General features: G+C 70.4%; 24 protein-coding genes and 1 pseudogene. 17 read left to right on the forward strand and 8 right to left on the reverse strand.

All coding sequences use genetic code 11. From position 1 onward, the window contains the following. Window positions 1-211 precede the first annotated feature (211 nt). Entirely contained in the window at window positions 212-418 is a 207-nt protein-coding gene (locus tag ACGFU7_RS08700) for a hypothetical protein (protein WP_393693692.1), read from the reverse strand. 528 nt (window positions 419-946) lie between these two features. Between ACGFU7_RS08700 and ACGFU7_RS08705 the strand changes: the two genes are divergently transcribed. The 9 genes from ACGFU7_RS08705 (at window position 947) to ACGFU7_RS08745 (ending at window position 8,599) form a co-directional block, all read left to right on the forward strand. After that, window positions 947-2,188, forward strand: coding sequence for an ATP-binding protein (locus ACGFU7_RS08705; protein ID WP_393693694.1), 1,242 nt, complete (start codon window positions 947-949; stop codon window positions 2,186-2,188). Continuing rightward, window positions 2,185-2,589, forward strand: coding sequence for a roadblock/LC7 domain-containing protein (locus tag ACGFU7_RS08710; RefSeq protein ID WP_393693695.1), 405 nt, complete (start codon window positions 2,185-2,187; stop codon window positions 2,587-2,589). Before ACGFU7_RS08705 ends, ACGFU7_RS08710 begins: the two co-directional genes overlap by 4 nt. Further along, window positions 2,586-2,960 (forward strand): DUF742 domain-containing protein, encoded by a 375-nt coding sequence (locus tag ACGFU7_RS08715; protein ID WP_393693697.1) that lies wholly within the window; start codon window positions 2,586-2,588, stop codon window positions 2,958-2,960. The genes ACGFU7_RS08710 and ACGFU7_RS08715 overlap by 4 nt, the downstream gene beginning before the upstream one ends. Then, complete coding sequence (locus ACGFU7_RS08720) at window positions 2,935-3,525, forward strand: ATP/GTP-binding protein (RefSeq protein WP_393693698.1); 591 nt, start codon at window positions 2,935-2,937, stop codon at window positions 3,523-3,525. The genes ACGFU7_RS08715 and ACGFU7_RS08720 overlap by 26 nt, the downstream gene beginning before the upstream one ends. 101 nt (window positions 3,526-3,626) lie before the next feature. After that, window positions 3,627-5,015 carry a cytochrome P450 gene (locus tag ACGFU7_RS08725; RefSeq protein WP_393693700.1) on the forward strand — a complete coding sequence of 463 codons (1,389 nt, stop codon included), beginning with the start codon at window positions 3,627-3,629 and terminating at the stop codon, window positions 5,013-5,015. A gap of 330 nt (window positions 5,016-5,345) precedes the next feature. Further along, the gene (locus ACGFU7_RS08730) at window positions 5,346-6,476 is read left to right on the forward strand and encodes a cytochrome P450 (RefSeq protein WP_393694254.1); all 1,131 of its coding nucleotides are present in this window, start codon (window positions 5,346-5,348) and stop codon (window positions 6,474-6,476) included. Next, window positions 6,473-7,294, forward strand: coding sequence for an enoyl-CoA hydratase/isomerase family protein (locus ACGFU7_RS08735; RefSeq protein WP_393693702.1), 822 nt, complete (start codon window positions 6,473-6,475; stop codon window positions 7,292-7,294). The genes ACGFU7_RS08730 and ACGFU7_RS08735 overlap by 4 nt, the downstream gene beginning before the upstream one ends. 78 nt (window positions 7,295-7,372) lie before the next feature. Then, on the forward strand, window positions 7,373-7,561 hold the full coding sequence (locus tag ACGFU7_RS08740) for a hypothetical protein (RefSeq protein ID WP_393693704.1): 189 nt from the start codon (window positions 7,373-7,375) through the stop codon (window positions 7,559-7,561). A 414-nt stretch (window positions 7,562-7,975) separates the two neighbouring features. Beyond that, on the forward strand, window positions 7,976-8,599 hold the full coding sequence (locus tag ACGFU7_RS08745; RefSeq protein ID WP_393693706.1) for a CAP domain-containing protein: 624 nt from the start codon (window positions 7,976-7,978) through the stop codon (window positions 8,597-8,599). Window positions 8,600-8,669: 70 nt separating this feature from the next. Here the strand turns inward: ACGFU7_RS08745 and ACGFU7_RS08750 are convergent, their stop codons facing one another. Then, a complete protein-coding gene (locus ACGFU7_RS08750) occupies window positions 8,670-9,257 on the reverse strand; it encodes an HAAS signaling domain-containing protein (protein WP_393693708.1) in 588 nt (195 codons plus the stop codon). Further along, window positions 9,254-9,646, reverse strand: coding sequence for a PadR family transcriptional regulator (locus ACGFU7_RS08755; RefSeq protein WP_393693710.1), 393 nt, complete (start codon window positions 9,644-9,646; stop codon window positions 9,254-9,256). The genes ACGFU7_RS08750 and ACGFU7_RS08755 overlap by 4 nt, the downstream gene beginning before the upstream one ends. Window positions 9,647-9,854: 208 nt before the next feature. Here ACGFU7_RS08755 and ACGFU7_RS08760 point away from each other — a divergent pair, with 208 nt between their 5' ends. Continuing rightward, window positions 9,855-10,184, forward strand: a complete 330-nt coding sequence (locus ACGFU7_RS08760) for a hypothetical protein (protein WP_393693712.1) — start codon at window positions 9,855-9,857, stop codon at window positions 10,182-10,184. Between the two features lie 103 nt (window positions 10,185-10,287). Continuing rightward, the gene (locus ACGFU7_RS08765; protein WP_393693714.1) at window positions 10,288-11,085 is read left to right on the forward strand and encodes a VOC family protein; all 798 of its coding nucleotides are present in this window, start codon (window positions 10,288-10,290) and stop codon (window positions 11,083-11,085) included. 45 nt (window positions 11,086-11,130) lie between these two features. Here the strand turns inward: ACGFU7_RS08765 and ACGFU7_RS08770 are convergent, their stop codons facing one another. Further along, the gene (locus tag ACGFU7_RS08770; RefSeq protein ID WP_393693716.1) at window positions 11,131-11,970 is read right to left on the reverse strand and encodes an HAD-IIA family hydrolase; all 840 of its coding nucleotides are present in this window, start codon (window positions 11,968-11,970) and stop codon (window positions 11,131-11,133) included. Window positions 11,971-12,088: 118 nt separating this feature from the next. Between ACGFU7_RS08770 and ACGFU7_RS08775 the strand changes: the two are divergent. Then, window positions 12,089-12,715: pseudogene (locus tag ACGFU7_RS08775) on the forward strand (phosphoribosyltransferase); the annotation flags it as partial. Between the two features lie 60 nt (window positions 12,716-12,775). Here the strand turns inward: ACGFU7_RS08775 and ACGFU7_RS08780 are convergent. From ACGFU7_RS08780 to ACGFU7_RS08795, 4 genes are all read right to left on the reverse strand, one after another. Continuing rightward, on the reverse strand, window positions 12,776-12,931 hold the full coding sequence (locus ACGFU7_RS08780) for a hypothetical protein (RefSeq protein ID WP_393693718.1): 156 nt from the start codon (window positions 12,929-12,931) through the stop codon (window positions 12,776-12,778). Window positions 12,932-13,052: 121 nt separating this feature from the next. After that, complete coding sequence (locus ACGFU7_RS08785) at window positions 13,053-14,555, reverse strand: alpha/beta hydrolase (protein WP_393693720.1); 1,503 nt, start codon at window positions 14,553-14,555, stop codon at window positions 13,053-13,055. Between the two features lie 102 nt (window positions 14,556-14,657). Further along, complete coding sequence (locus ACGFU7_RS08790; RefSeq protein WP_393693722.1) at window positions 14,658-15,401, reverse strand: polyprenol monophosphomannose synthase; 744 nt, start codon at window positions 15,399-15,401, stop codon at window positions 14,658-14,660. Window positions 15,402-15,507: 106 nt separating this feature from the next. After that, window positions 15,508-15,657, reverse strand: coding sequence for a hypothetical protein (locus ACGFU7_RS08795; RefSeq protein WP_393693724.1), 150 nt, complete (start codon window positions 15,655-15,657; stop codon window positions 15,508-15,510). Window positions 15,658-15,663: 6 nt separating this feature from the next. On the opposite strand from ACGFU7_RS08795, the gene crcB (ACGFU7_RS08800) reads away from it, so the two are divergent. From crcB (ACGFU7_RS08800) to ACGFU7_RS08820, 5 genes are all read left to right on the forward strand, one after another. Next, window positions 15,664-16,074, forward strand: coding sequence for a fluoride efflux transporter CrcB (gene crcB / locus ACGFU7_RS08800; RefSeq protein ID WP_393693726.1), 411 nt, complete (start codon window positions 15,664-15,666; stop codon window positions 16,072-16,074). After that, entirely contained in the window at window positions 16,071-16,427 is a 357-nt protein-coding gene (locus ACGFU7_RS08805) for a DUF190 domain-containing protein (RefSeq protein ID WP_393693728.1), read from the forward strand. The genes crcB (ACGFU7_RS08800) and ACGFU7_RS08805 overlap by 4 nt, the downstream gene beginning before the upstream one ends. Next, window positions 16,424-16,798, forward strand: coding sequence for a fluoride efflux transporter CrcB (crcB, locus tag ACGFU7_RS08810; RefSeq protein WP_393693730.1), 375 nt, complete (start codon window positions 16,424-16,426; stop codon window positions 16,796-16,798). The genes ACGFU7_RS08805 and crcB (ACGFU7_RS08810) overlap by 4 nt, the downstream gene beginning before the upstream one ends. Window positions 16,799-17,160: 362 nt before the next feature. Beyond that, a complete protein-coding gene (locus ACGFU7_RS08815) occupies window positions 17,161-17,925 on the forward strand; it encodes an SDR family oxidoreductase (RefSeq protein ID WP_393693732.1) in 765 nt (254 codons plus the stop codon). A gap of 409 nt (window positions 17,926-18,334) precedes the next feature. Continuing rightward, a complete protein-coding gene (locus ACGFU7_RS08820) occupies window positions 18,335-20,233 on the forward strand; it encodes a LamG-like jellyroll fold domain-containing protein (protein ID WP_393693733.1) in 1,899 nt (632 codons plus the stop codon). Window positions 20,234-20,245 lie beyond the last annotated feature (12 nt).

Consider the following 20,245-nt stretch of genomic DNA (forward strand, 5'->3'; position numbering starts at 1 on the left):
CCTTGCTCACGCTCCGGCTGCGAGGCCCGCCGGCCGGGTGGCCGGCGGGCCCCGCAGGGCGCTGTCGGGGGTCGGATCCGAAGGGGACTCCCGGGGTCGGATGACCACCGGGATCAGTCGGATGACCGCCGGGGTCGGATGACGTCCGGGGATCAGTCGGATGACTGCCGGGATCAGATGACCACCGGGATCAGTCGGATGACTGCCGGGATCAGATGACGTCCGGGTAGCAGTCCCCGCAGCCCGCCTCGACGGAGTGGCTGGGAGCGGAGTCCGTCGCGGCGAAGGCGCTCGGGGCGAACATCGAGCCGCCGATGACCGCCGCCGCGGCGACGCCGAGCGCGGCCTTGCGGGACAGGGCCAGACCGGCCTTGGGCTGGACATCGGTCGTCTGGGCGGTGTTCTGCGAGAGGTTCATGGGATCTCCTGTGTCATCGGGCCGGCCCTGTGAGGACCGGGGCTGTTCGCCCGGGGCGCTTCCCCTTGGCTGGTTTCCATCCTGGATTCCGCCCGCCGTCGCCGACAGTGACGAGAGCCCGCTCCCGTATGCACGTGACCCCGGGGCGGCCGAGGAATCCGGGTGCGCCCAGGAGGTGCGGACCCGGGCCCGATCGACAGTGGTGACACCGCCGTGTTCAGCCGGTGGTGCCCGCGCCCGGGCGGGCGGCGATGCCGGCGACTCCGTCCCGGGATGTGAACATTCCGCGTCAAGAGTGCAACTGGCGTGTCCGTCTTGACATTTACCCGACAGGCCGATGCTAAGATCATCTTACTTCCAGTGGGCTGATGGCATATGGGGGCATTCCGGGAGGGATGAATTCCTCGGTCCCACTTTCGGAGGGGCCTTCCCTGCGTGGCGCACGTCCTGGCTCAACGAGCCCGGCCTGTGCGGCACATGAGGGAGCGTCAAGCCGTTTCCATAGCCATGGCACTTGAAGTGAGTCTCATGACATTTGCACAGGGCCCGCTCTTCTGGGCACTGGTTGTCGTAGCACTGGTCGCTGTGGGTGCCGTCCTGCGGGCTCGCAAGACCAACATCGGACTGCGCAGACAGAACGCCGGACTCCGTGGGGAGCGCGACGCGCTGCAACGGCAGCGGGACGAACTCCACGTCTCCCACAACGGTCTGCTGCACCGTCAGGCCGCCGAAATGGCCGAGGTCCGCAGGGACGCCGAGGAGGAGACCAAGGCCGTCCTCAAGGCGGCCGTGCGTACCCTCCAGGGGCTTGCGGACGAGCAGCAGGTGGTCGTCGAGAACGCCCAGAAGAAGTACGGCGACGACCCCAACATGCTCGCCGACCTGATGGCCATCGACCACGCCAACAGTCAGTTCGGGCGCCGCGCGCAGGGCATCGCGGTGCTGTGCGGCGGCTGGCTCGGGCGCAGGGAGACGGTCGCCTCCGTCTTCGACGTGGCCCGCAGCGCCCAGGGCCGTATCCGGCAGTTCGACCGGGTCCGGGTCAACGGGCAGGTCAACTTCTCCGTCGTCAGCAAGGCCGTGGAGCCGGTGGCGGTGGTCCTCGCCGAGCTGCTGGCCAACGCCACCAACTACTCCGCTCCCGGCGCTCCGGTGGAGATCAACATCCAGGCCGTCCCGAAGGGCGTCTGCCTCATCGTCGACGACGCGGGCCTCGGCATGGGCCAGGAGGAGAAGGACCGCGCGGCGGCTCTCCTCGCGCCTCAGGCCGCGATCAGCGTTTCCAGTCTGGGCATTCCCCCACAGTTCGGATTCGCCGTCTCCGGCATGCTGGCCGCCCGCTACGGGTTCAAGGTCTCGGTGGACTCCGTATCCCCTTATGGAGGCGTACGCGCGGTGGTTCTCCTGCCCGACGAGCTTCTCACCGGCGATGCACCGGCACCCCCGGCGCCTCGCGCGGCCCCCGCGGCCGCCAGTGGCCAGGACGCATACGTCTCGGCGCTCCCCCGCCGCCAGGCGCCCACGCCGCCCCCGACTCCTCTGTTCCCGCCGGCCGCGCAGCCGGCCCCCGCCCCGCAGCCGACGGGGGCTTTCACCACCGCCGGTGGTCTGCCCAAGCGTCGTCGCAAGAGCCCGGTGTCGGTGGTGCCGTCGACCGAGCCCGGGCCGGTGCGCAGCAACGAGGAGACCGCCTCCCGCCTGGGCGCGTTCCAGCGTGGAACACGGTCCGGGCGTGACACGACGACGATGGAAGGACCCGAGATCCAGTGAACCCCGATCTGTCCTGGGTACTCAACGATGTGCTCCAGGTACCCGGCGCACGGCACGCGATCCTCGTCTCCGCCGACGGCCTGCTGCTGGCCAACTCCAGTGAGATCGGCCGGGACGACGCGGAGACCGTGGCAGCGGCGATGAGTTCCATGCAGTCGCTGAGCCGGGCCGTCGCCCCCTTCATCGGCGCCCAGACCTCCGGCCGCTGGCACCAGACGCTCCTTGAGTACGAGCACGGCTGGATCTTCCTGATCGCCGCCGGTACCGGCGCCTATCTGGCGGCGGCCGCCGCGGCCGACGTGGACATGGAGGCCATGTCCTTCCGTATGCAACAACAGGTCGCCGCACTGGGGAAGGCGATGACCACACCTCCCCGCCAGAACGCCGGAAGCGACGCATGACGGCGCCGGGCGAGGAACAGGCGGTCAGCAGCGGGTTCGTCCGGTCCTATGTCATCACCGGCGGGCGTGGCCTGCCCGATGCGGAGAACCTCTCCCTCGTCACTCTGGTCACCATCGCACCCGACCGGCAGCAGCCCCCGAACCCGAGCCCCGAGGTCCGGGCGATCTGGGAGCTGTGCTCCGGCGGTTATCTGTCGGTGGCCGAGGTCGCGGGCCATCTGGCGCTGCCCGTCGGAGTGGCACGGCTGCTGCTGAACGACTTAGCGGATCAGGGTCATCTGATGCGCCGCAAGGCGCCACCACCGGCTCAGCTAGTTGACAGGAAGATCCTCGAAGAGGTGTTGCATGGACTCCACGTCCGGTTCGGCTGAGAACATCTATGTGCCGGACGCGGTACAGCGTGCGGCGAAGATCCTCGTCGTCGGACACTTCGCCGTGGGCAAGACGACGCTCATCGGCACCCTCTCCGAGATCACTCCGCTGCGCACCGAGGAGAGGATGACGCAGGCCAGTGCCCACATCGACGACCTGCGGGGCGCGCCCGACAAGGTGACGACAACGGTCGCGCTGGACTTCGGCCGTCTGACGCTCAGCGACGAACTGGTGCTGTACCTGTTCGGTACGCCGGGCCAGCAGCGCTTCGTCGAGCTGTGGGAGGACATGGCGAGGGGCTCGCTCGGCGCGCTGCTCCTCGTCGACCCGGCGCGTCTGGCCGACACCTTCCCGGTGATCGACCTCGTCGAGACGTACGGGCTGGAGTACGCGGTCGCGGTCAACAGCTTCGACCCGTACTCCCGGCATGCCGAGGAGGAGCTGCGCGAGGCTCTCGATCTGCTGCCGGACACCCCGGTCGTGTACTGCGACGCCCGGGACGAGAAGTCGTCCGCACAGGCCCTGATCACTCTGGTCCGGCACCTTCTCGCACGGGTGGCCTGACCCGCTCCGTCCACCGTCCGCCGGTACGGGTGGCCCCGATACCCGTTCTCCGTCCGCCGTCCGGGCCCTGTGAGGCCCGCGATCACATCGAGGAATCACACATGGACTCTCAACCGGGAGCCACCCCGTACAGCGCCCCCACCGGGTGCCCGATGCACGGTCAGCGCCAGACGTCGCTCTACGGGCCGGAGTTCGCGTCCGATCCCCAGCGTGTGTACGACGAATTCCGGGCGCACGGGCTCGCCGCTCCGATCGAGCTGGCCCCCGGTGTGGAGGCCACCCTGGTCGTGCAGCACGAGGCCGCGCTCCGGGTCCTGCAGAACCCCTCCTTCTTCGCCCGTGACTCGCGGCGGTGGGCGGCGCTGCGGGAGGGTCGCGTACCGCTCGACAGTCCGGTGCTGCCCATGATGGCGTACCGGCCCAACTGCCTGTTCACGGATGGCACGGAGCATCTGCGCCTGCGCAAGGCGGTCACCGAGAGCCTCGGCCGCCTCAACACCACCCGGCTCAGCCGGGATGTCGAGCGCATCGCCGACTACCTCATCGACCAGTTCATCGAACGCGGCACCGCCGACCTGCTGGGCGACTACGCCAAGCTTCTGCCGCTGCTGCTGTTCAACCAGCTCTTCGGCTGCCCCGGAGACATCGGCGACCGGCTGACCCGCTGGATGTCCGCGATCTTCGACGGCGAGGACGTACTGCGGGCCAACGCCGAGCTGACGGAGTGCCTGATGGAGCTCGTCGCGCTCAAGCGGCGGCAGCCCGGCGAGGACATCACCTCCTGGCTCATCCAGCACCCGGCGGGCCTGCGGGACGAGGAGCTCAAGGACCAGCTCGTCATGCTGATGGGCGCGGGCGTCGAGCCGGAACGCAATCTCATCGCCAACGCACTGCTTCTCCTGCTGTCCAACGACACCGGGGGTCCGCAGCGGCGCGGTACGGGGATGCTGGTCGAGGACGCCCTCGACGACGTGCTGTGGAACAACCCGCCGATCGCCAACTACGCGACGCACTACCCGGTCCAGGACGTCGACCTGGGCGGCGTGACGCTGAAGGCGGACACCCCCGTACTGATCAGTTTCGCCGCCGCGAACAGCGATCCCGCGCTCACCGATGCCCGCCAGACCCTGAGCAAGGGCGCCCATCTGGCCTGGGGCGCGGGCCCACACGTCTGCCCGGCGAAGTCCCCGGCCCAGCTCATCGCCCTCACCGCGATCGAGAAGATCCTCAACACCGTGCCGGACCTCGCCCTCGCCGTGCCGGCCTCGGCGGTGGCATGGCGGCCGGGTCCGTTCCACCGGGCGCTGGTGTCCCTGCCGGTCCGGTTCAGCCCGAGTGCCGCGCGCCATGCGGCGACGGCCGCACAGCCGCCCGTTTCGTCCCGGATCGCCGCCTCCGAGGAGGTTCCCGCCGCGCGCTACGACCACGTGGAGCCGCAGAAGAAGGCGAAGGGCTGGTGGAGTTCCTTCCTGGACGTCTTCCGCGTGTGACGGGCGGCCGGTAGGTGAATTCGGGCGACTTGCACGCATAACTGGACGTCATGCGTGCTCCAGCTAGCGGATGTTCGACATATGACAAGGGGTCACCAAGGCATTTTCCTGTGACACGGGCAACAGAGATCGACGCATGGCACATATATGCGGAGGGGTAGGTTCTGGCCGTAACCATGAGCCCAGGGCAAGGAACTCTGCGTGAGCGCTATATGTGGCACAGACAGGCCCACCACCGTCGACCGCCGTGCACTCATTTCCCTCCTACGGCGCCTCAAATCGCCGGAGGGGCAGGCTGATCCCTACGCCCTCCTGGGCGAGCTGAGATCCATGGGTGATGTCGTACGCGCTCCCTGGGACGCGTACTTCGTCACCGGCTTCGACGCGTGCAGCGAGGTGCTGCGCGGCCGCAACTGGCTGGCGCCGGACTTCGCCTGGCAGGAACGCCAGGCGGACACCGAGCGCTGGGACGCGGTCGCCACGCAGGAGATGACCAAGACGCTCTCGCGCCTCAACGCACCCGAGCACACCTGCCAGCGCCGCAGCCTCGGCAACCTCTTCGACCGCTCGACCATCCAGCGGCTGACCCCGCAGGTAGAGGAAGATGTCACCCGCCTCCTCGACGAGCTGGCCGACAAACTGCGCTGGGGCGACGCCGACTTCGTCAGTACGGTCAGCGAGCAGCTCCCGATCAGCACCATCGGCTCCTGGCTGGGGATCCCGCCCGAGGACTACTCCCACATCCTGGAGATCACCCACAACCAGGTGCACGCCCAGGAGCTGCTGCCCACCAAGAGCCAGCTCGCCGTGTCCGCCGAGGCGACCGTGCGTCTACGCGCGTACTTCACCGACCTGGTGAAGCAGCGCCGCGCGAACCCCGGCAACGATGTCCTGACCGGCTGGATACACACCTGGGACGCGACGGAACCCGACCGCGAGGCGGCGGACGAGATCCTCTACCGTCTCACCATGTTCGTCACCATCGCCTCGCTGGAGACCACCGCGACACTGCTGTCGTCCATGGTGGGGCTGCTGCTGAGGGAGCCCGGCCGGTGGGCATGGCTCGCGGAGCATCCCGGATACATCGACGCCGCCGTCGACGAGGCCCTCCGGTACGACCCGCCCATCCACATCAACACCCGGATCGCTGCCGACGACACGGTCCTGGCGGGCGTGCCGATCGCGAAGGACAGCTTGGTCCACGTCATGTACGGGGCCGCCAACCACGACCCGCGGCACAACGAGAACGCGGATGCCTTCGACATCGAGCGCACCGGCACCCACCTCACCTTCGGGGGCGGTGTGCACTACTGCCTGGGCGCGGCCCTCGCCCGCCTGGAGGCACGCACGGTCCTGACCCAGCTCCTGAAACGTTTCCCCACCCTGCGCGCCGTCACCGGGCCCAGTTACGCGTCCCGTCTGGTCTTCAGGCGTGTGACCTCGATGAGTGTGGCGATATGAAGCTCTCGCTCCCCGACCTCCTGCCCCCGTACCGGCGGCCGAGCACGGTACGCACCGTGCGCGAGGGCCCCGTCCTGCGCGTGGAGCTGAACTGCCCCGACACCGGCAACGCGGTCACCGAGGCGATGCTGGACGATCTGCTGACGGTCCTGGCCGTACCGGACCCCGACGTCCGCGTGCTGGTGCTCAGCGGTGCCGGGGCCGACTTCTGCCTGGGCGGGGACCGGAACGAGTTCGCCGACTGGCTGGACGAGGACCCCACCGGGCGGGGCATCCGGATCGCGGGCGACAAGGCCCGCCGCGTCTGCGAGGCGATCTCCACCAGCCAGGCGGTCACCATTGCCAGGATCCAGGGCAAGGCGATCGGCGCGGGACTGGCGCTGGCCCTCGCCTGCGATCTGCGCGTCGGCGCCGACACGGCGGGATTCCGGCTGCCGGAACTGGCGCTCGGGCTGCCCACCGCCTGGGGCGGCGTGCTGCCCCGACTGATCCATGAGGTCGGCGCCGCCCGCGCGCGCGAGCTCATCCTGACCGGACGCGCCTTCGACGCCGCCGAGGCGTACGAGCTGTCGGTCCTCCAGCGCATCGTGCCCGAGGACGCCCTCGACGGGGCGGTCACCGCGTGGACCAAGCCCATCGTGCGCCGGCCCGAGGCGGCCCTGCGCGTCACGAAGGCCCTGCTCAACTCGTACGCCGCCCCGACGCGGCTGGCCGATCCGTCCGTCCTGGACGCGGAGCTGATGGCCACCGTCGCGGCCGCGACCCGCCGGACCCGCGACGCCGGGGGGTCGGGGGCGGGGGCCGTACCAGTGCGTTAGTCCTCGTCGTCAGCCCTCGGCGTCAGCCCTCGTCAAGGCCGTCGAGGCGGTCGAGGACGTGGCGGGTGTCGGGGCCTCGTGCCCGCCGTCACCCTCGCCGTGGCCTGCCTCCGGCTCGGCGAGCAGCCACGGCCCGTGGAACTCCTCGGCGGACTGATCACGCTCGTCGGCGTCGCCGTCCCCGACCGACGGCCACGCACCCGCGAGCCCCGGGCGGACCGCCCCGTACCGCCGGCACCGGCCACGATCGCCCGCCACCACTCATGACCACAGGAGTGGACCGGGACAGATGGTTGCATCGCTCGCCAGTGACATCGGCCACAGAGCTTTTGACACTCAGGGCACTGGTTAGTAGGTACCACCTGGGCGGCATGGCAATATTTGTCCGTCTTGGTGCAGATATGTGCGCGCGAGGTTCGTCAACATCCGCCCCGCTCGGCGCTCCCGCCCGTCCCTCAAGCCAGCAAGGGATTCTGACGGAGCCCCAGTGCATTCCCGGAGCACGACGGTCGCCGCCAGCATGCCTGCGCGCCCGTTTCAAGCGCCGTCCGGCGCTACGGGCCGGGGTAGTACTTCGGCTTGTTGCCCCACCCCGAAGGCCGTTCCAAGAATGACGACCGCAAGGCGCTTCGAAGCCGGCCGTACGGGGCCGCTCCGCGAATATCGAGCGAGGTCACACACATGAGGAAGCACCGCAGGAAGACGTCCTACCGGCGGATCATCATCGCTGTCGTCGCCGTGGGAGCCGTGGGTGTGCCCTCTGCCGCCATGGCCTGCTTCGACCCCCACGAGAAGCCGGCCGCGGAAGCGTGGCGGACCCACACCGCACACCGCACCGCACATTGGGGCGCGCCGAAGCCCGCTGCACCCGTGAGCGCACCGAAGCCCGCCGCGTCCACGAGCACACCGGCGACCGCCGCTCCGGCGTCCGGTGCCGCCGCCCGCGTACTGACGCTCGTCAACAGCGAGCGTTCCAAGGCCGGCTGCTCGCCACTGACCGTGAACGCGAAGCTGACGAAGACCGCCCAGGCCCACAGCGCCGACATGGCATCCCACCGGAACATGTCCCACACGGGCTCCGACGGATCGGCTCCGGGAGACCGGATCACGCGCGCCGGATACAACTGGAGCGCGTACGGCGAGAACGTCGCCTACGGCTACGCCACCCCCGAGAGCGTCATGGCGGGCTGGATGGACAGCCCCGGCCACAAGCGCAACATCCTCGACTGCTCGTTCAAGGAGATCGGCGTGGGCCTCGCCCAGCCCGGCAGCTACTGGACACAGGACTTCGGAGCGGCCCGGTAAACAACCCGCGCAGTCACAGCGCTGGGGTCGGAGCATCGCCGCCGGAGGGCTGCCGGTGAAAGGGGCGCACTCAGGGACGCTTGGTGCGCCACAGCCACCCGCAGCCGATCACCGTCAGGACGAACACCAGGGCGACGGCCGTCCAGCGCCACGCGTCGGTCGCAGCGCTGTCGTCGGGGACGACGAAGACGAAGTACCAGGCGACGTGAAGGACCACAGGCAGGAGGGCGGCCAGCGTGAGGCCGATCCACTTCTGGGCCGCCGTCCAGTGGCGGGAGCGGCACACCATCACGATGGCGGTTATGTTCATGATGACGCTGAGCCAGGCCCAGAGGGCGATGCCTCCCGCATAGGGCAGGACATCACTGACCAGCAGGAGCAGAATCGGTAGCCATGCCGGGGAGCGGCGCCGACGGGGCTTGTGGGCGAGTGTGCCGGGGGTGTGGCCGAGCTCCTGGAGTGCTGTGGTGGCGATCGTTCGTGGGTCGCCCACCTCGTGGAGGATCTCGCGGATGCTGCCGGGCCGTTCGGCGAGCGCGACCTGAATGTGCTCGCCCAGGTCGGCTATGAGTTCCTGGCGGGCGGCCGGGGGCAGCGCCGCGCTCTCGCGTCCGACGGCAGCGAGGTAGTCCCGGACGAGGGTGTCGTCGGTCTTCATGGGTGTGCCTTTCCAGGATCGTGCCGATGCCCGGTGATCGGCGTGAGGAGGTGGTCGACGGCGTCGCGGAATCCTGGCCAGATCCCGGCGAACTCCGTGAGTGCCGCATGCCCGGCCTCGGTCAGTTCGTAGTACCGCCGTGGCGGACCGGATGCGGACTCCTGCCAGGTGGTGACGACGAGTTCATCCCGCCGCAACCGTGACAGCAGTGGGTAGACCGTGCCCTGACTGGTCGCCAGGGTGCCGGTGTCCTGCAACTCGCTCAGCAGCTCAACCCCGTACTTGGGCCCGTCACGCATCAGAGCCAGGACGCAGTACTCCAGAACTCCTTTGCGGAGCTGGCTCTCGACCTTCTCCGGCGCCTGGCGACTTGCCTTACCGCGTTCCATGCATAGCAATGTACCAGGCGGTTCGACCTACACCGCAACCAGGGCGACTGCATGACCTCCAGGGCTGGGGAGACATACCGCAGCACCCGTGCATCCGGCCGATCCCACGCCCGTCGCCTGCGGGTGATCACCGTGACCGATGCGGGCCACCTCGCCCGGATCCACGACACCGCCCAGCTCGTCCAGTCCGCCGCCTCCCCCCGACCTGGTGGTGGAGCAGGTCCGCCGGCAGCTCGTGGACGTACTGCGCCTGCAGGGATGCCGTTTCGAGTACGGAAGCCTGCTGGGGCAGCCGCCGCGGCTGGAACAGGACGGCGGTGTCGTCGTGGGGCGCAGGCACTGGGACGTCGACCGCGACGGCTGGCCGGAGGGCGAGACCGAGCTCCGCGCCTCGGCGAGCGGTCACTACTCCGGCCGGTTCATGCTCCGGCCCACCCCTGGAACCGTCCCGTCGTTGCAGGCGCGCCTCGTGGCGGTGACCCTCGCCGACCACGCCGGTGCGGCGCTCGACACCGCGGGTCCGGTCCTGGACCGCTGATCCCGGCCACCGGGCCGGTGACCGCGTTTCCAGCGCGCGGGGAGCCGGTGGGCTGGCTAGCGTGAAAAGCCGGACACCCACCGCGCACGAAGGAGTCGAAGTCATGGCTGTACAACCGGAGGGCACTCCGTGCTGGGCCGACGCGATGTTTCCCGACCTCGACAGAGCGAAGAGCTTCTACGGTGATGTGCTGGGCTGGACGTTCGGCGAGTCCTCGTCCGAGTTCGCTGACTACACGCAGGCGTACGCCGACGGCAAGGCGGTCGCCGCAGTGGTGCCCCCGATGCCCGGCCAGGAGGGACCGTCGGCCTGGTGTCTGTACCTCGCCTCTCCGGATGCCGCCGCCACCGCCGCGAAGATCCGTGACAACGGCGGCGAGACGCTGATGGACCCCATGGAGGTGGGCGAGTTCGGCACGATGCTGCTGGCCCGCGACCCCAGCGGGGTCGCCTTCGGCGTCTGGCAGGCGGGGGCCCATGAGGGCTTCGAGGCCCAGGGCGTGCCCGGTGCGTTCTGCTGGGCAGAGGTCTTCACCCGGGAGCCGGAGAAGTCGGACGCCTTCTTCTCCGCCGTCTTCCCGTACAGCATGGTGGAGATGGAGGACGACGCCGTCGACTTCAGGATGTTCAACCTCGGCGACAAGACGGTCATGGGGCGGATGAAGATGGGCGACGAATTCCCGCCCGAGGTACCGCCGTACATGAATGTGTACTTCACCGTCGCGGACTGCGACGCGGCCGTGGCGAAGGCGACCGAGCACGGTGCGATCCTGCGCTTCGGCCCGATGACCATGCCGTTCGGCCGCTTCGCCGCGCTGACGGACCCGCAGGGCGCGGCGTTCTCCGTGATCGACGTCAACACGACCGAGGGCGAGGTGCCCAAGACGTCTCCGGTGTCCTGACCGGTCCGGGGCCGCGCGTCCGTGCCCCTGTCCGCCCCGGTTTCCTCACGCCCCCAGCCGCTCCAGCAGGGCGGGGAGATCGGCGAAGGAGCCGATCACATGGTCCGGGGTGCCGTCGGCCGCCCGGTGTGTCTCGGGGAGGTACTTGCCGGTCCTGACGAGTACGCCGGTGAGCCCGGCGCGCTGGGCCGCCAGGACGTCGGACTCGATGTCGTCGCCGATCATCAGGGCGTGGGACGCGGTGGCGCCGAGGTGTGCCAGGGCCGTGGCGAAGAACGACCCGGCGGGTTTGCCGGTGATCTCCGCCTCGACGCGGGCGGCCCGCTCCAGCCCCAGGAGGAAGGCTCCGGTGTCGAGGTCGAGCCCGGCGGCCGTGCGCCAGTACATGTTCCGGTGCATGGCGACGAGCCGGGCACCTCGCTGCACATGGCGGAAGGCGCGGTTGAGCGCCGCATAGGTGAAGGCGTCCCCGGCCCCGCCGAGGACGACGACGTCCGGTGCCCCGCCATGAGCCGATCCGGATTCCTCCTCGTCCTCGCCCGCGCCCTCGCCCTCGCCCTCGTCGACGAGTGTCACGCCCGTCAGATCGTCCCGGATGTCGCCGGTGTTGATCAGCAGGCAGCGGGCTCCGGGATGGTGCTCCCGCAGGTGGGCGGCGGTGACGGCGGGGGCGGTGAGAATGTCGTCGGCGGAGACGGGGAAGCCCTCACCGGCCAGCTTCCCGGCGATCGAGGCACGGGTTCGGGAGGTGGTGTTGGTGACCAGCGCCAGCGGGAGACCCGCCTCGCGCAGCCGCTCCATGGCCGCCACGGTGCCGGGCAGCGGCTTCCAGGACACCGTGAGCACACCGTCGATATCGATCAGGACCGCTCCGATTCGTTCCATGCAACCGACCCTGCCCGAGTTGCGCGGCCGCCGCACATGGGGTTGTTTCGAAGTAGGGAGGCGGTTGGGATACGTACCCACGTGCTCCCCGCTCTCCCCTGTTTGGGGGTGAACCACCGTGCTGTTCGCCGACCGCGCGGACGCGGGACAGCAGCTGGCCGAGGCGCTCCGTCATCTGGAGCGGGAGAACCCCGTCGTGCTGGGCCTGCCCCGCGGCGGAGTCCCGGTGGCCTTCCAGGTGGCACAGATGCTCGGCGCCCAGCTCGATGTGATCGTGGTCCGCAAACTCGGCGTGCCGCACCACGAGGAAGTGGCGTTCGGCGCCATCGGCGAGGGCGGGGTGCGGGTCATCAACGAGGACGTCGTCAGCCACCTCAGGGTCGGGAAGCAGGACCTCGCGGCGGTCGAGCGGGTCGAGGCGGCGGAGCTCGTACGCCGGGCGCAGACATACCGCGCGGGCAGACCGCGGACACCGCTCGAAGGCCGGACCGTCATCGTCGTGGACGACGGCGTCGCGACCGGCGCCACGGCCGAGGCCGCCTGCCAGGTGGTACGGGCGCAGAACCCGGCCCGTCTGCTGGCGGCCGTACCGGTGGCGCCACCGGACGCGGTCGTCCGGTTGCGGCAGTGCGCGGACGAGGTGGTGTGTCTGTCCACGCCGCGCCTCTTCTACGCCGTCGGCGAGTGGTACCGGGACTTCTCGCAGACCTCCGACGAGGAGGTCGTCTCCCTGCTGACACAGGCCCGGTACACCGGGCATGTGCCGCCCGGCAGCGACTGAGCGGCCGGCAGCCGACGGTCGGCATCAGTCCCCGGAGCCGTCCCCGTCCCCGGGGCTGCGGTCCTTCACGGAGGCGGAGTCGGGGGTCTTCTTCGGACGGGACGGACTCACCTCACGGATCGGCTCGGGCGGCCGCTCCGCCGGACGGCCGACCTCGACGCGGACGGGAGTGCCGCGCACTTGTGCGCGGCACTCACCACCCGGACCGAGTCCGACTCGGTACGCGATGCGACCCCGGCAGGCGCGGCGAAGGACCTCTGCGACTGAGCGGAGCCGCCCCACGGCAGGAGCCGCCCCCCGCTCAGTCCGCGCAGTACGTGTCCCGCTCCGGCCGTGTCCCCGTCGTCAGGAACGTGGTGACCGCACGGTCCCCGCAGGCATTGCCGTTGCCCAGGTAGACGCCGTGTCCGCCGTGGCCGACCGCGACCAGACGGGCCCGGTCGCCCAGGGCCGCGCGCATCTTCAGAGCCCCGGAGTACGGGGTCGCCGGGTCACGGAGGCCCTGGATCATCAGGATGTTGGACGGCCCCTCGTCCGTGATCCTGGTCGGCCGCTCCACAGGCGCGTCCTTCCAGAAGGCGCACGGTGTGACATTCACCGGCATACCGGCGGTCAGCGGGTGCTTCAGCCGGTCCGCGGCGACGGCACGCCCGTACGACGGGACCGTGCCGGACCAGCGCACATCGTTGCAGACCACGCCGATCGTGACCGCCGCGTCCGGGTCCGGCAGCGGCTGGGCCAGTTCGGCGGGCAGGACGGGCTTCGCGGAGGCATCCCGGGCCGCCTGGACGAGCCCGGCGAGCTGGGCGAAGGCGTCATCGCTGTACAGGGCGTTCTGGAGCGCCTGGCGCAGCCGGTTGCCGGTCAGCGGGACGCCCACCGTGGTGGACTCCTTCGGCTCACGGTCCAGTCGCGCCGCCAGTGCCAGGACCAACGGCCGTACGTCCTCGGCCCGTTCCGCCAGCCGCAGCCCCTCCGCCTCCCGGGCCGGGTCCGCGGCCCACCGTGCGAAGTCGGGGAACCGGTCGTCCGCGCCCACCGCCATGTTCGCCAGCCAGCCCTGCGCGACGCGCGACGGGTCGGGGTCGCCGCTGCTGTCCAGCACCCAACGGTCCGTGTGCCGCGGGTACTTCTGGGCGTACACGGCGCCCGCATAGGTTCCGTACGAGGTCCCCCAGGCCGACAGCTTCTCCTCGCCCAGCGCCTGCCGGAAGCGGTCGATATCCCGTACCTCGTTGGCCGTGGTGAAGCTGCGCAGCCACGCTCCCCCGTTGCGGGCGCACGCCTCGGCGACGCGCCGCGACCGCTCCACGTTCTCGGTGATCGAGCCGTCGGCGGCGGGCCAGGACCGCAGATTCACCAGCTCCCGGTCCTCCGGGTCGAGCCCGCAGCTCGCCTTCGTGCTACCGCCGACGCCGCGCGGGTCGAGGCTGACGATGTCGTACTGCCCCGCCGTCTCCCGCTGCAGCCGCTCCCCCTCCTGTGTCACCTGCTGCACCCCGGACGAGCCGGGGCCACCGGCGATCACCAGCAGCGTCCCGCGCCGGGCCGAGGGACGGTCGCTGCGTACCCGGGTCACCGCGAGGCCGAGCCGCGGGCCGTCCGGGTTCCGGTAGTCGAGCGGTACGGGCAGCTCGGCGCACTCCTGCGCGGCGGGGCCGCCGGCCGCGGCACAGGGCCGCCAGTCGAGTGCGGGTACAGCACCTTCGGCGTGGGCCGGCGGGGTCACGGCCCCGGTCAGAGCGGTGGCGGCAGCGGTGACGGACAGGGCGATGAACGTGACAGATCCACGGTAAGTCGTCATGTTGCAAGCCTTGTTGGGCCGAGGCCCCCGGCCCATCCGGGAGGCATGACGGCACGGGGTGGGGTTAGCCCCCGGGCCGGTCCCCGGACTCCCCGCCCGGAATCAGTGGCGGTCCCTGCCGAACAGCAGCTTCCACGGTGCGAGGGCGGACTCGATCTGCACGCTCAGGCCGAGCTTGGATTCGCCCTCGACCCGCTCCTCGAACCGGATCGGCACCTCGACGATCCTCAAATGCTGTTTGACCGTGCGGTAGTTCATCTCCACCTGGAACGAATAGCCGTTGCTGCGGACCGAATACACATCGATCGCCTTCAGCGTCGATGCCCGCCAGGCCTTGAAACCGGCGGTGGCGTCCTTCACCCGCAACCGCAGGATCGCGTTCACATAAAAATTCGCCCATGCGGAGAGCGCCTTGCGGTACCAGGGCCACTCCGTGGCGAGCGAACCGCCCGCCACATAGCGGGAGCCGATCACCACGGCGGCATCCCCGGCGAGCAGTGTCTCGATCATCACCGGGAGTCTCGACGCCGGGTGGGAAAGGTCGGCGTCCATCTGGACCACCACGTCCGCGCCCTCGGCGAGCGCACGCGTCATGCCCGCCACGTAGGCGCGTCCCAGCCCGTCCTTCTCCTTGCGGTGCAGCACACCGACCACCCCGGCGGTGCCGGCCGAGAGCTTGCCCGCGACCTCGCCCGTACCGTCCGGCGAATTGTCGTCCACCACGAGAATGTGCAGGTCGGGCAGGCCCAGATTCATCAGGAGATCCACGAGGACGGGCAGGTTCGTCCGCTCGTTGTAGGTGGGCACGACCACCACGATCTTCGGTGAGGTCTTCTCCACAGCCATTTCCTCATATCCCCTTGAGGTGCTTTTGCGTCGTTCCCCGCGCAGGATCGCGCGAGCCTAGCATCCGCCCCTCAGGCCTCTCGTCACACTTTCCCTCCGGCATCCGTCAGCTCCCGGGCAGGACCTGGTAGACCCGCGCCCGGGCCCTCGGGTCCGCACCGGTGAGCCGCGCCGCATGGACCGTTCGGGTGACGGGCCCGACACGCTCCTTCGGGGCGGCGGCGATAGCCTGGTGCGTGTAGCAGGCAGGAGACATGTGCGCATGGGAGCCCGGAATCACCAAGGTTCCGTCGTCGCGGTGGTCGCGCTCGGCGGTGCACTCGGAGCATCCGCCCGCTACGGGGCCACCCTGATCTGGCCCACCGCCCCGGGCGGCTTCCCCTGGACGACGCTGATCGTGAATGTCATCGGCTGCGCGGTGATCGGCGTGTTCATGGTGGTGATCAGCGACGCATGGGCGGCGCACCGGCTGGTGCGGCCGTTCTTCGGTACGGGGGTGCTGGGCGGGTTCACCACGTTCTCCACCTACGCGGTGGACATCGAGCGCCTGGTGGACGGCGGCCGGGCCCGTACCGGCCTGGCGTATCTGGGACTGACACTGCTTGCGGCCCTCGCGGCAGTGTGGAGTGCGGTGTGGGCAACCCGCCGCGTGCTGGCGTGGAGGCAGTCATGACGGTGCCGGACACGGAACGCGCACTGCGCCTGACGGTCCTCGTCGGCGAGTCCGACGGGTGGCACCACAGGCCGGTGTTCACGGAGATCGTGCACCGGGCGCACAAGGCGGGGCTGTCGGGCGCGAGTGTGTTCCGCGGGATCGAGGGGTTCGGCGCCTCGTCGATGATCCACACCCAGCGGCTGCTCTCGCTGAGCGAGGACCTGCCGGTGGCGGTCGTGATCGTGGACGCGGAGGAGCGGATCCGCGCGTTCCTGCCGCTCATCGAAGAGCTGGTCGCGGACGGCGGTCTGGTCGTCCTGGACAGCTGCGAGGTCGTCCACTACGGCGACGACCGGGAGCGGAGCCGTTGAACTGGCTGCTGGTGATCGTCGGGGCCGCGGTCGGGGCGCCCCTGCGCTATCTGACCGACCGGGCCGTGCAGTCCCGGTACGACGCCGTCTTCCCGTGGGGCACCTTCGCCGTCAACGTGACCGGATCACTGATCCTGGGCCTGCTGACCGGCGCGGTCACGGCCGGCGCCGCTTCCTCCCACCTGCAACTGCTGCTCGGTACGGGACTGTGCGGGGCACTCACCACGTACTCGACTTTCAGTTACGAGACGCTGCGGCTGGCCGAGGACGGGGCGAAGTTCTACGCGGCGGCCAATGTGGTGGCGAGCGTGGTGGCGGCGCTGGGCGCGGTCTTCGTCGGCGTCTGGGTCGCGGAGGCGCTGTGGACGTAGAGGCCCCGGGCGCCCGGGGGGGAAGACGGTCGGCGTCCCCTGCCACCGCAATGCGAGGCGATGGCAGGGGAACGCCGTTGAGGAGGAGCCGCCACCGGCGCCGGGCGATTCAACCCGTTCCACGCCGACAGCGGTCCGTCAGCCGCCGACCCTAGGCACCCGCGCACGCCCCCACCGCGCACCACGCCAACGGTCCGCCCGGCACCACCCCAACGGCGGGCGGGCCGTGGTACGGGTGGGCCACAGGCCTCACCCACCTGGGCGCCTTGATCAGAAAGAGCGTCCGGAGCAGGTGCTCTCCGTACAATCCGCATTCGGCATACGACGTGGCCGGCATGACCCGACAGTGAGAGGTTCCTCCAGTGGCAGGCAGCAGCACCACTCCGTCGCCCCGCCCCGTCACCGTCGTCACCGGCGGCAGTCGCGGGATCGGTGCCGCGACCTGTGTCCGTCTGGCGTCCGAAGGGCATGACCTCGCCCTCGGCTTCGTGAGAAACGCCGAGGCCGCCGAGCGGACCGCGGCGGCGGTGCGGGCCGCAGGGGCGCGCTGTGTCACGGTGCGGGTGGACACCGCCGTGGAGGCCGATGTGGAACGGCTCTTCGACACGGCTGCCGCGCAGCTCGGCCCCGTCACCGGACTGGTCAACAACGCGGGAGTGACGGGCCCTCTCGGCCGTCTCGTCGACACCTCCGCCGAGACGCTGCGCCGGGTCCTGGACGTGAATCTCCTCGGCTATCTGCTGTGCTGCCGCCGGGCCGCGAAGGACATGGCGGCCACCGGGTCCGGCGCGATCGTCAATGTCTCCTCGGCCGCCGCCACCCTCGGCAGCCCCGGGGACTTCGTCCACTACGCCGCCACGAAGGCGGCGACGGACGCACTGACGATCGGGCTGTCCAAGGAACTGGGGCCCGACGGCATCCGGGTCAACGCGGTCGCCCCCGGAATGATCGACACCGACATGCACGCCACCGCGGGCGACCCCGGCCGCGCCGCCGCGGCCGCGGCCGGCATCCCGCTCGGCCGGCCGGGAGCGGCCCCGGAGATCGCGTCCGCCATCGCGTGGCTGCTGTCGGGCGAGGCGTCGTATGTGACCGGGGCGGTACTGCGGGTCGCGGGCGGGCGGTAGCGGGGCGCGGCGGCTCAGGGCCGCGGACCGGGCGCTGGCGGGGCGCGGGCAGTAGCCGGGACGCGCAGGATCACGGGCGCGAACCGGGCGGTAGCGGGGCACGGGCAGCAGCCGGGCGCGGCGGGTCACGGGCCCCAACCGGGCGGTAGCGGGGCACGGGCAGCAGCCGGGCGCGGCGGGTCACGGGCCCCAACCGGGGGCCAGCTCGGCCGCCACCCGCCATCCCACGCCCGCACGCCCCACCCCGCCGCCACCCCGCACCCGCACCCGCACCCGCCATCCCGCGCGCCCAGCGCTGTGCAATTCATGGAGTCTTCGCCCGGCTGTCGCCCTTACGGACCGGTTCCTCCCCCACCCCGCGGCTAGCTTGCAGACGATCACCCGACGTTCGTCCTCCGCGGAGACATCCATGTGCAGCCCCCTCCACCAGCCCGACGGACCCCTTCTGCCCGGCGCGAGCCGTCGTACGTTCCTGCGGGCAACCGCGCTCACCGGTGCCGCCACCGCAGCCACGGGGCTCGCGTCCGCCACCCCCGCCGCCGCTCTCCCCCAGCAGAACACCGGCGCTGTCACGACCGGTTGGCGCCCCGACCCGGAGAACCCCAGATTCACGCTCGTCGTCATGCCGGACACCCAGTACCTCTTCGACGGGGCGAGCATCGACAAGGCGCCGGTCGAGGCGTCGTTGCGTTACGTCCTCGATCACGGGCGCGACGAGAACATCGTGTTCCTGTCCCATCTGGGCGACCTCACCGAGAGCGGCCAGGCAGGCGAATTCGCGGCGATCGGCGAGGCCTTCGGGCTGCTCGACCGGCGGCGGGTCGGCTACAGCGTCGTCGCGGGCAACCACGACATCAAGTCATCGACCGACGACCGGCGCGGCCGCACCCCGTACCTGGACACCTTCGGTCCGCAGCGGATGCGGCGCCTGCCGACGTTCGGCGGGGCGACCCCGGACGGCTACAACACGTACCACCTGTTCCGCGCCGCCGGGCGCGAGTGGCTGGTGCTGGCGCTCGACTGGCGGCCGTCGGCGGCCGGGCTCGCCTGGGCGAAGGACGTCATCGCCCAACACCCGGACACGCCGGTCATCCTCACCACCCACGAGCTGGTGTACGCGAACGCGGACGGCGACGAGGCCGAACTTTCCGACCACGGAAAGCAGCTGTGGGACGAGCTGATAGCCGGACACGACCAGATCTTCCTCACCCTCAACGGCCACTACTGGCCCGCCGGACGCACCACCCGGAAGAACACCGCGGGCAACGACGTCCATCTGCACATCACCAACTACCAGAACCGCTACTACGGCGGCAGCGCGATGATCCGCCTCTACCGCTTCGACCTGGCCAGGAACACCATCGACGTGGAGACGATCTCCCCGTGGATCCTCGGCCGCGCGGGCGAGAGGCTGAACGAACTGGAGCGCGGCGAGATCGAACTGACCGGTCCTCAGGACTGCTTCGCCGTGCCCATCGACTTCGAGAAGCGCTTCGCGGGCTTCGCACCCGTTCCCGTGCGCGGCCCCCGCCCGGCGAAGCAGTTGCTGATACCGGGCACCGTCGCCTACTGGCGCTTCGACTCCCCCTCGCACCAGGACGGTTCCGCCGCCGAAGCAGACCTGCGCGTCCCCGACCTGTCCGGGCACCGCAACGACCTGGTGCGCGAGGCCGTCCCCGGCAGTGCGCCCGACGCACTGCGCTGGTCCGACAGCCATCATCCCGACCAGCCCGGCCACGGCAGCCTCCGCTTCGACGGCTCGAAGCCGCCGCTGCGGGGCGCGTATCTGCGTACGGAGGACAACGCACCGCTCAACACCAAGACGTTCAGGGCCGGTTACACCATCGAGGCATTCCTCCGCCTCCCCGCCGACTGGGACGCCGGGCGCAACGCCTGGGGCGCCGTGCTCGGCCGCCGCGGCACGCTCGGGGCGGCGGGCAAGACCTCCGGCGACCCGGAGGAGCCCGTCGCCACCCTCTCCGTGTCGGACGGCCCCGGGCTCCAGTGGGCGGCGGCGCCGCTGAACCAGCCGGGGGCCGTCACCAACTGGAGCCATGAGCTGCCGCGTGACCGGTGGTGGCATGTGGCGGTCGTCAACGACGGCAGGCACACGACGATGTACGTCGACGGCTGCGTCGTCGCCCGCAACCCCGCCACCCGCACCACCGGTCTCGCCACCCTGGGCCTGCCCTGGCTGCTCGGCGCCTACGAGTACTCAGGCACGCTCGACCAGTTGATGCACGGCTGGCTCGGCGACATCCGGATCGTCGAACGAGCCCTGCCCGTACGGGACTTCATGATCACCTGAGAAGCATTGCCC

The organism is Streptomyces sp. NPDC048473, assembly GCF_043200155.1.
GTDB lineage: Bacteria > Actinomycetota > Actinomycetes > Streptomycetales > Streptomycetaceae > Streptomyces.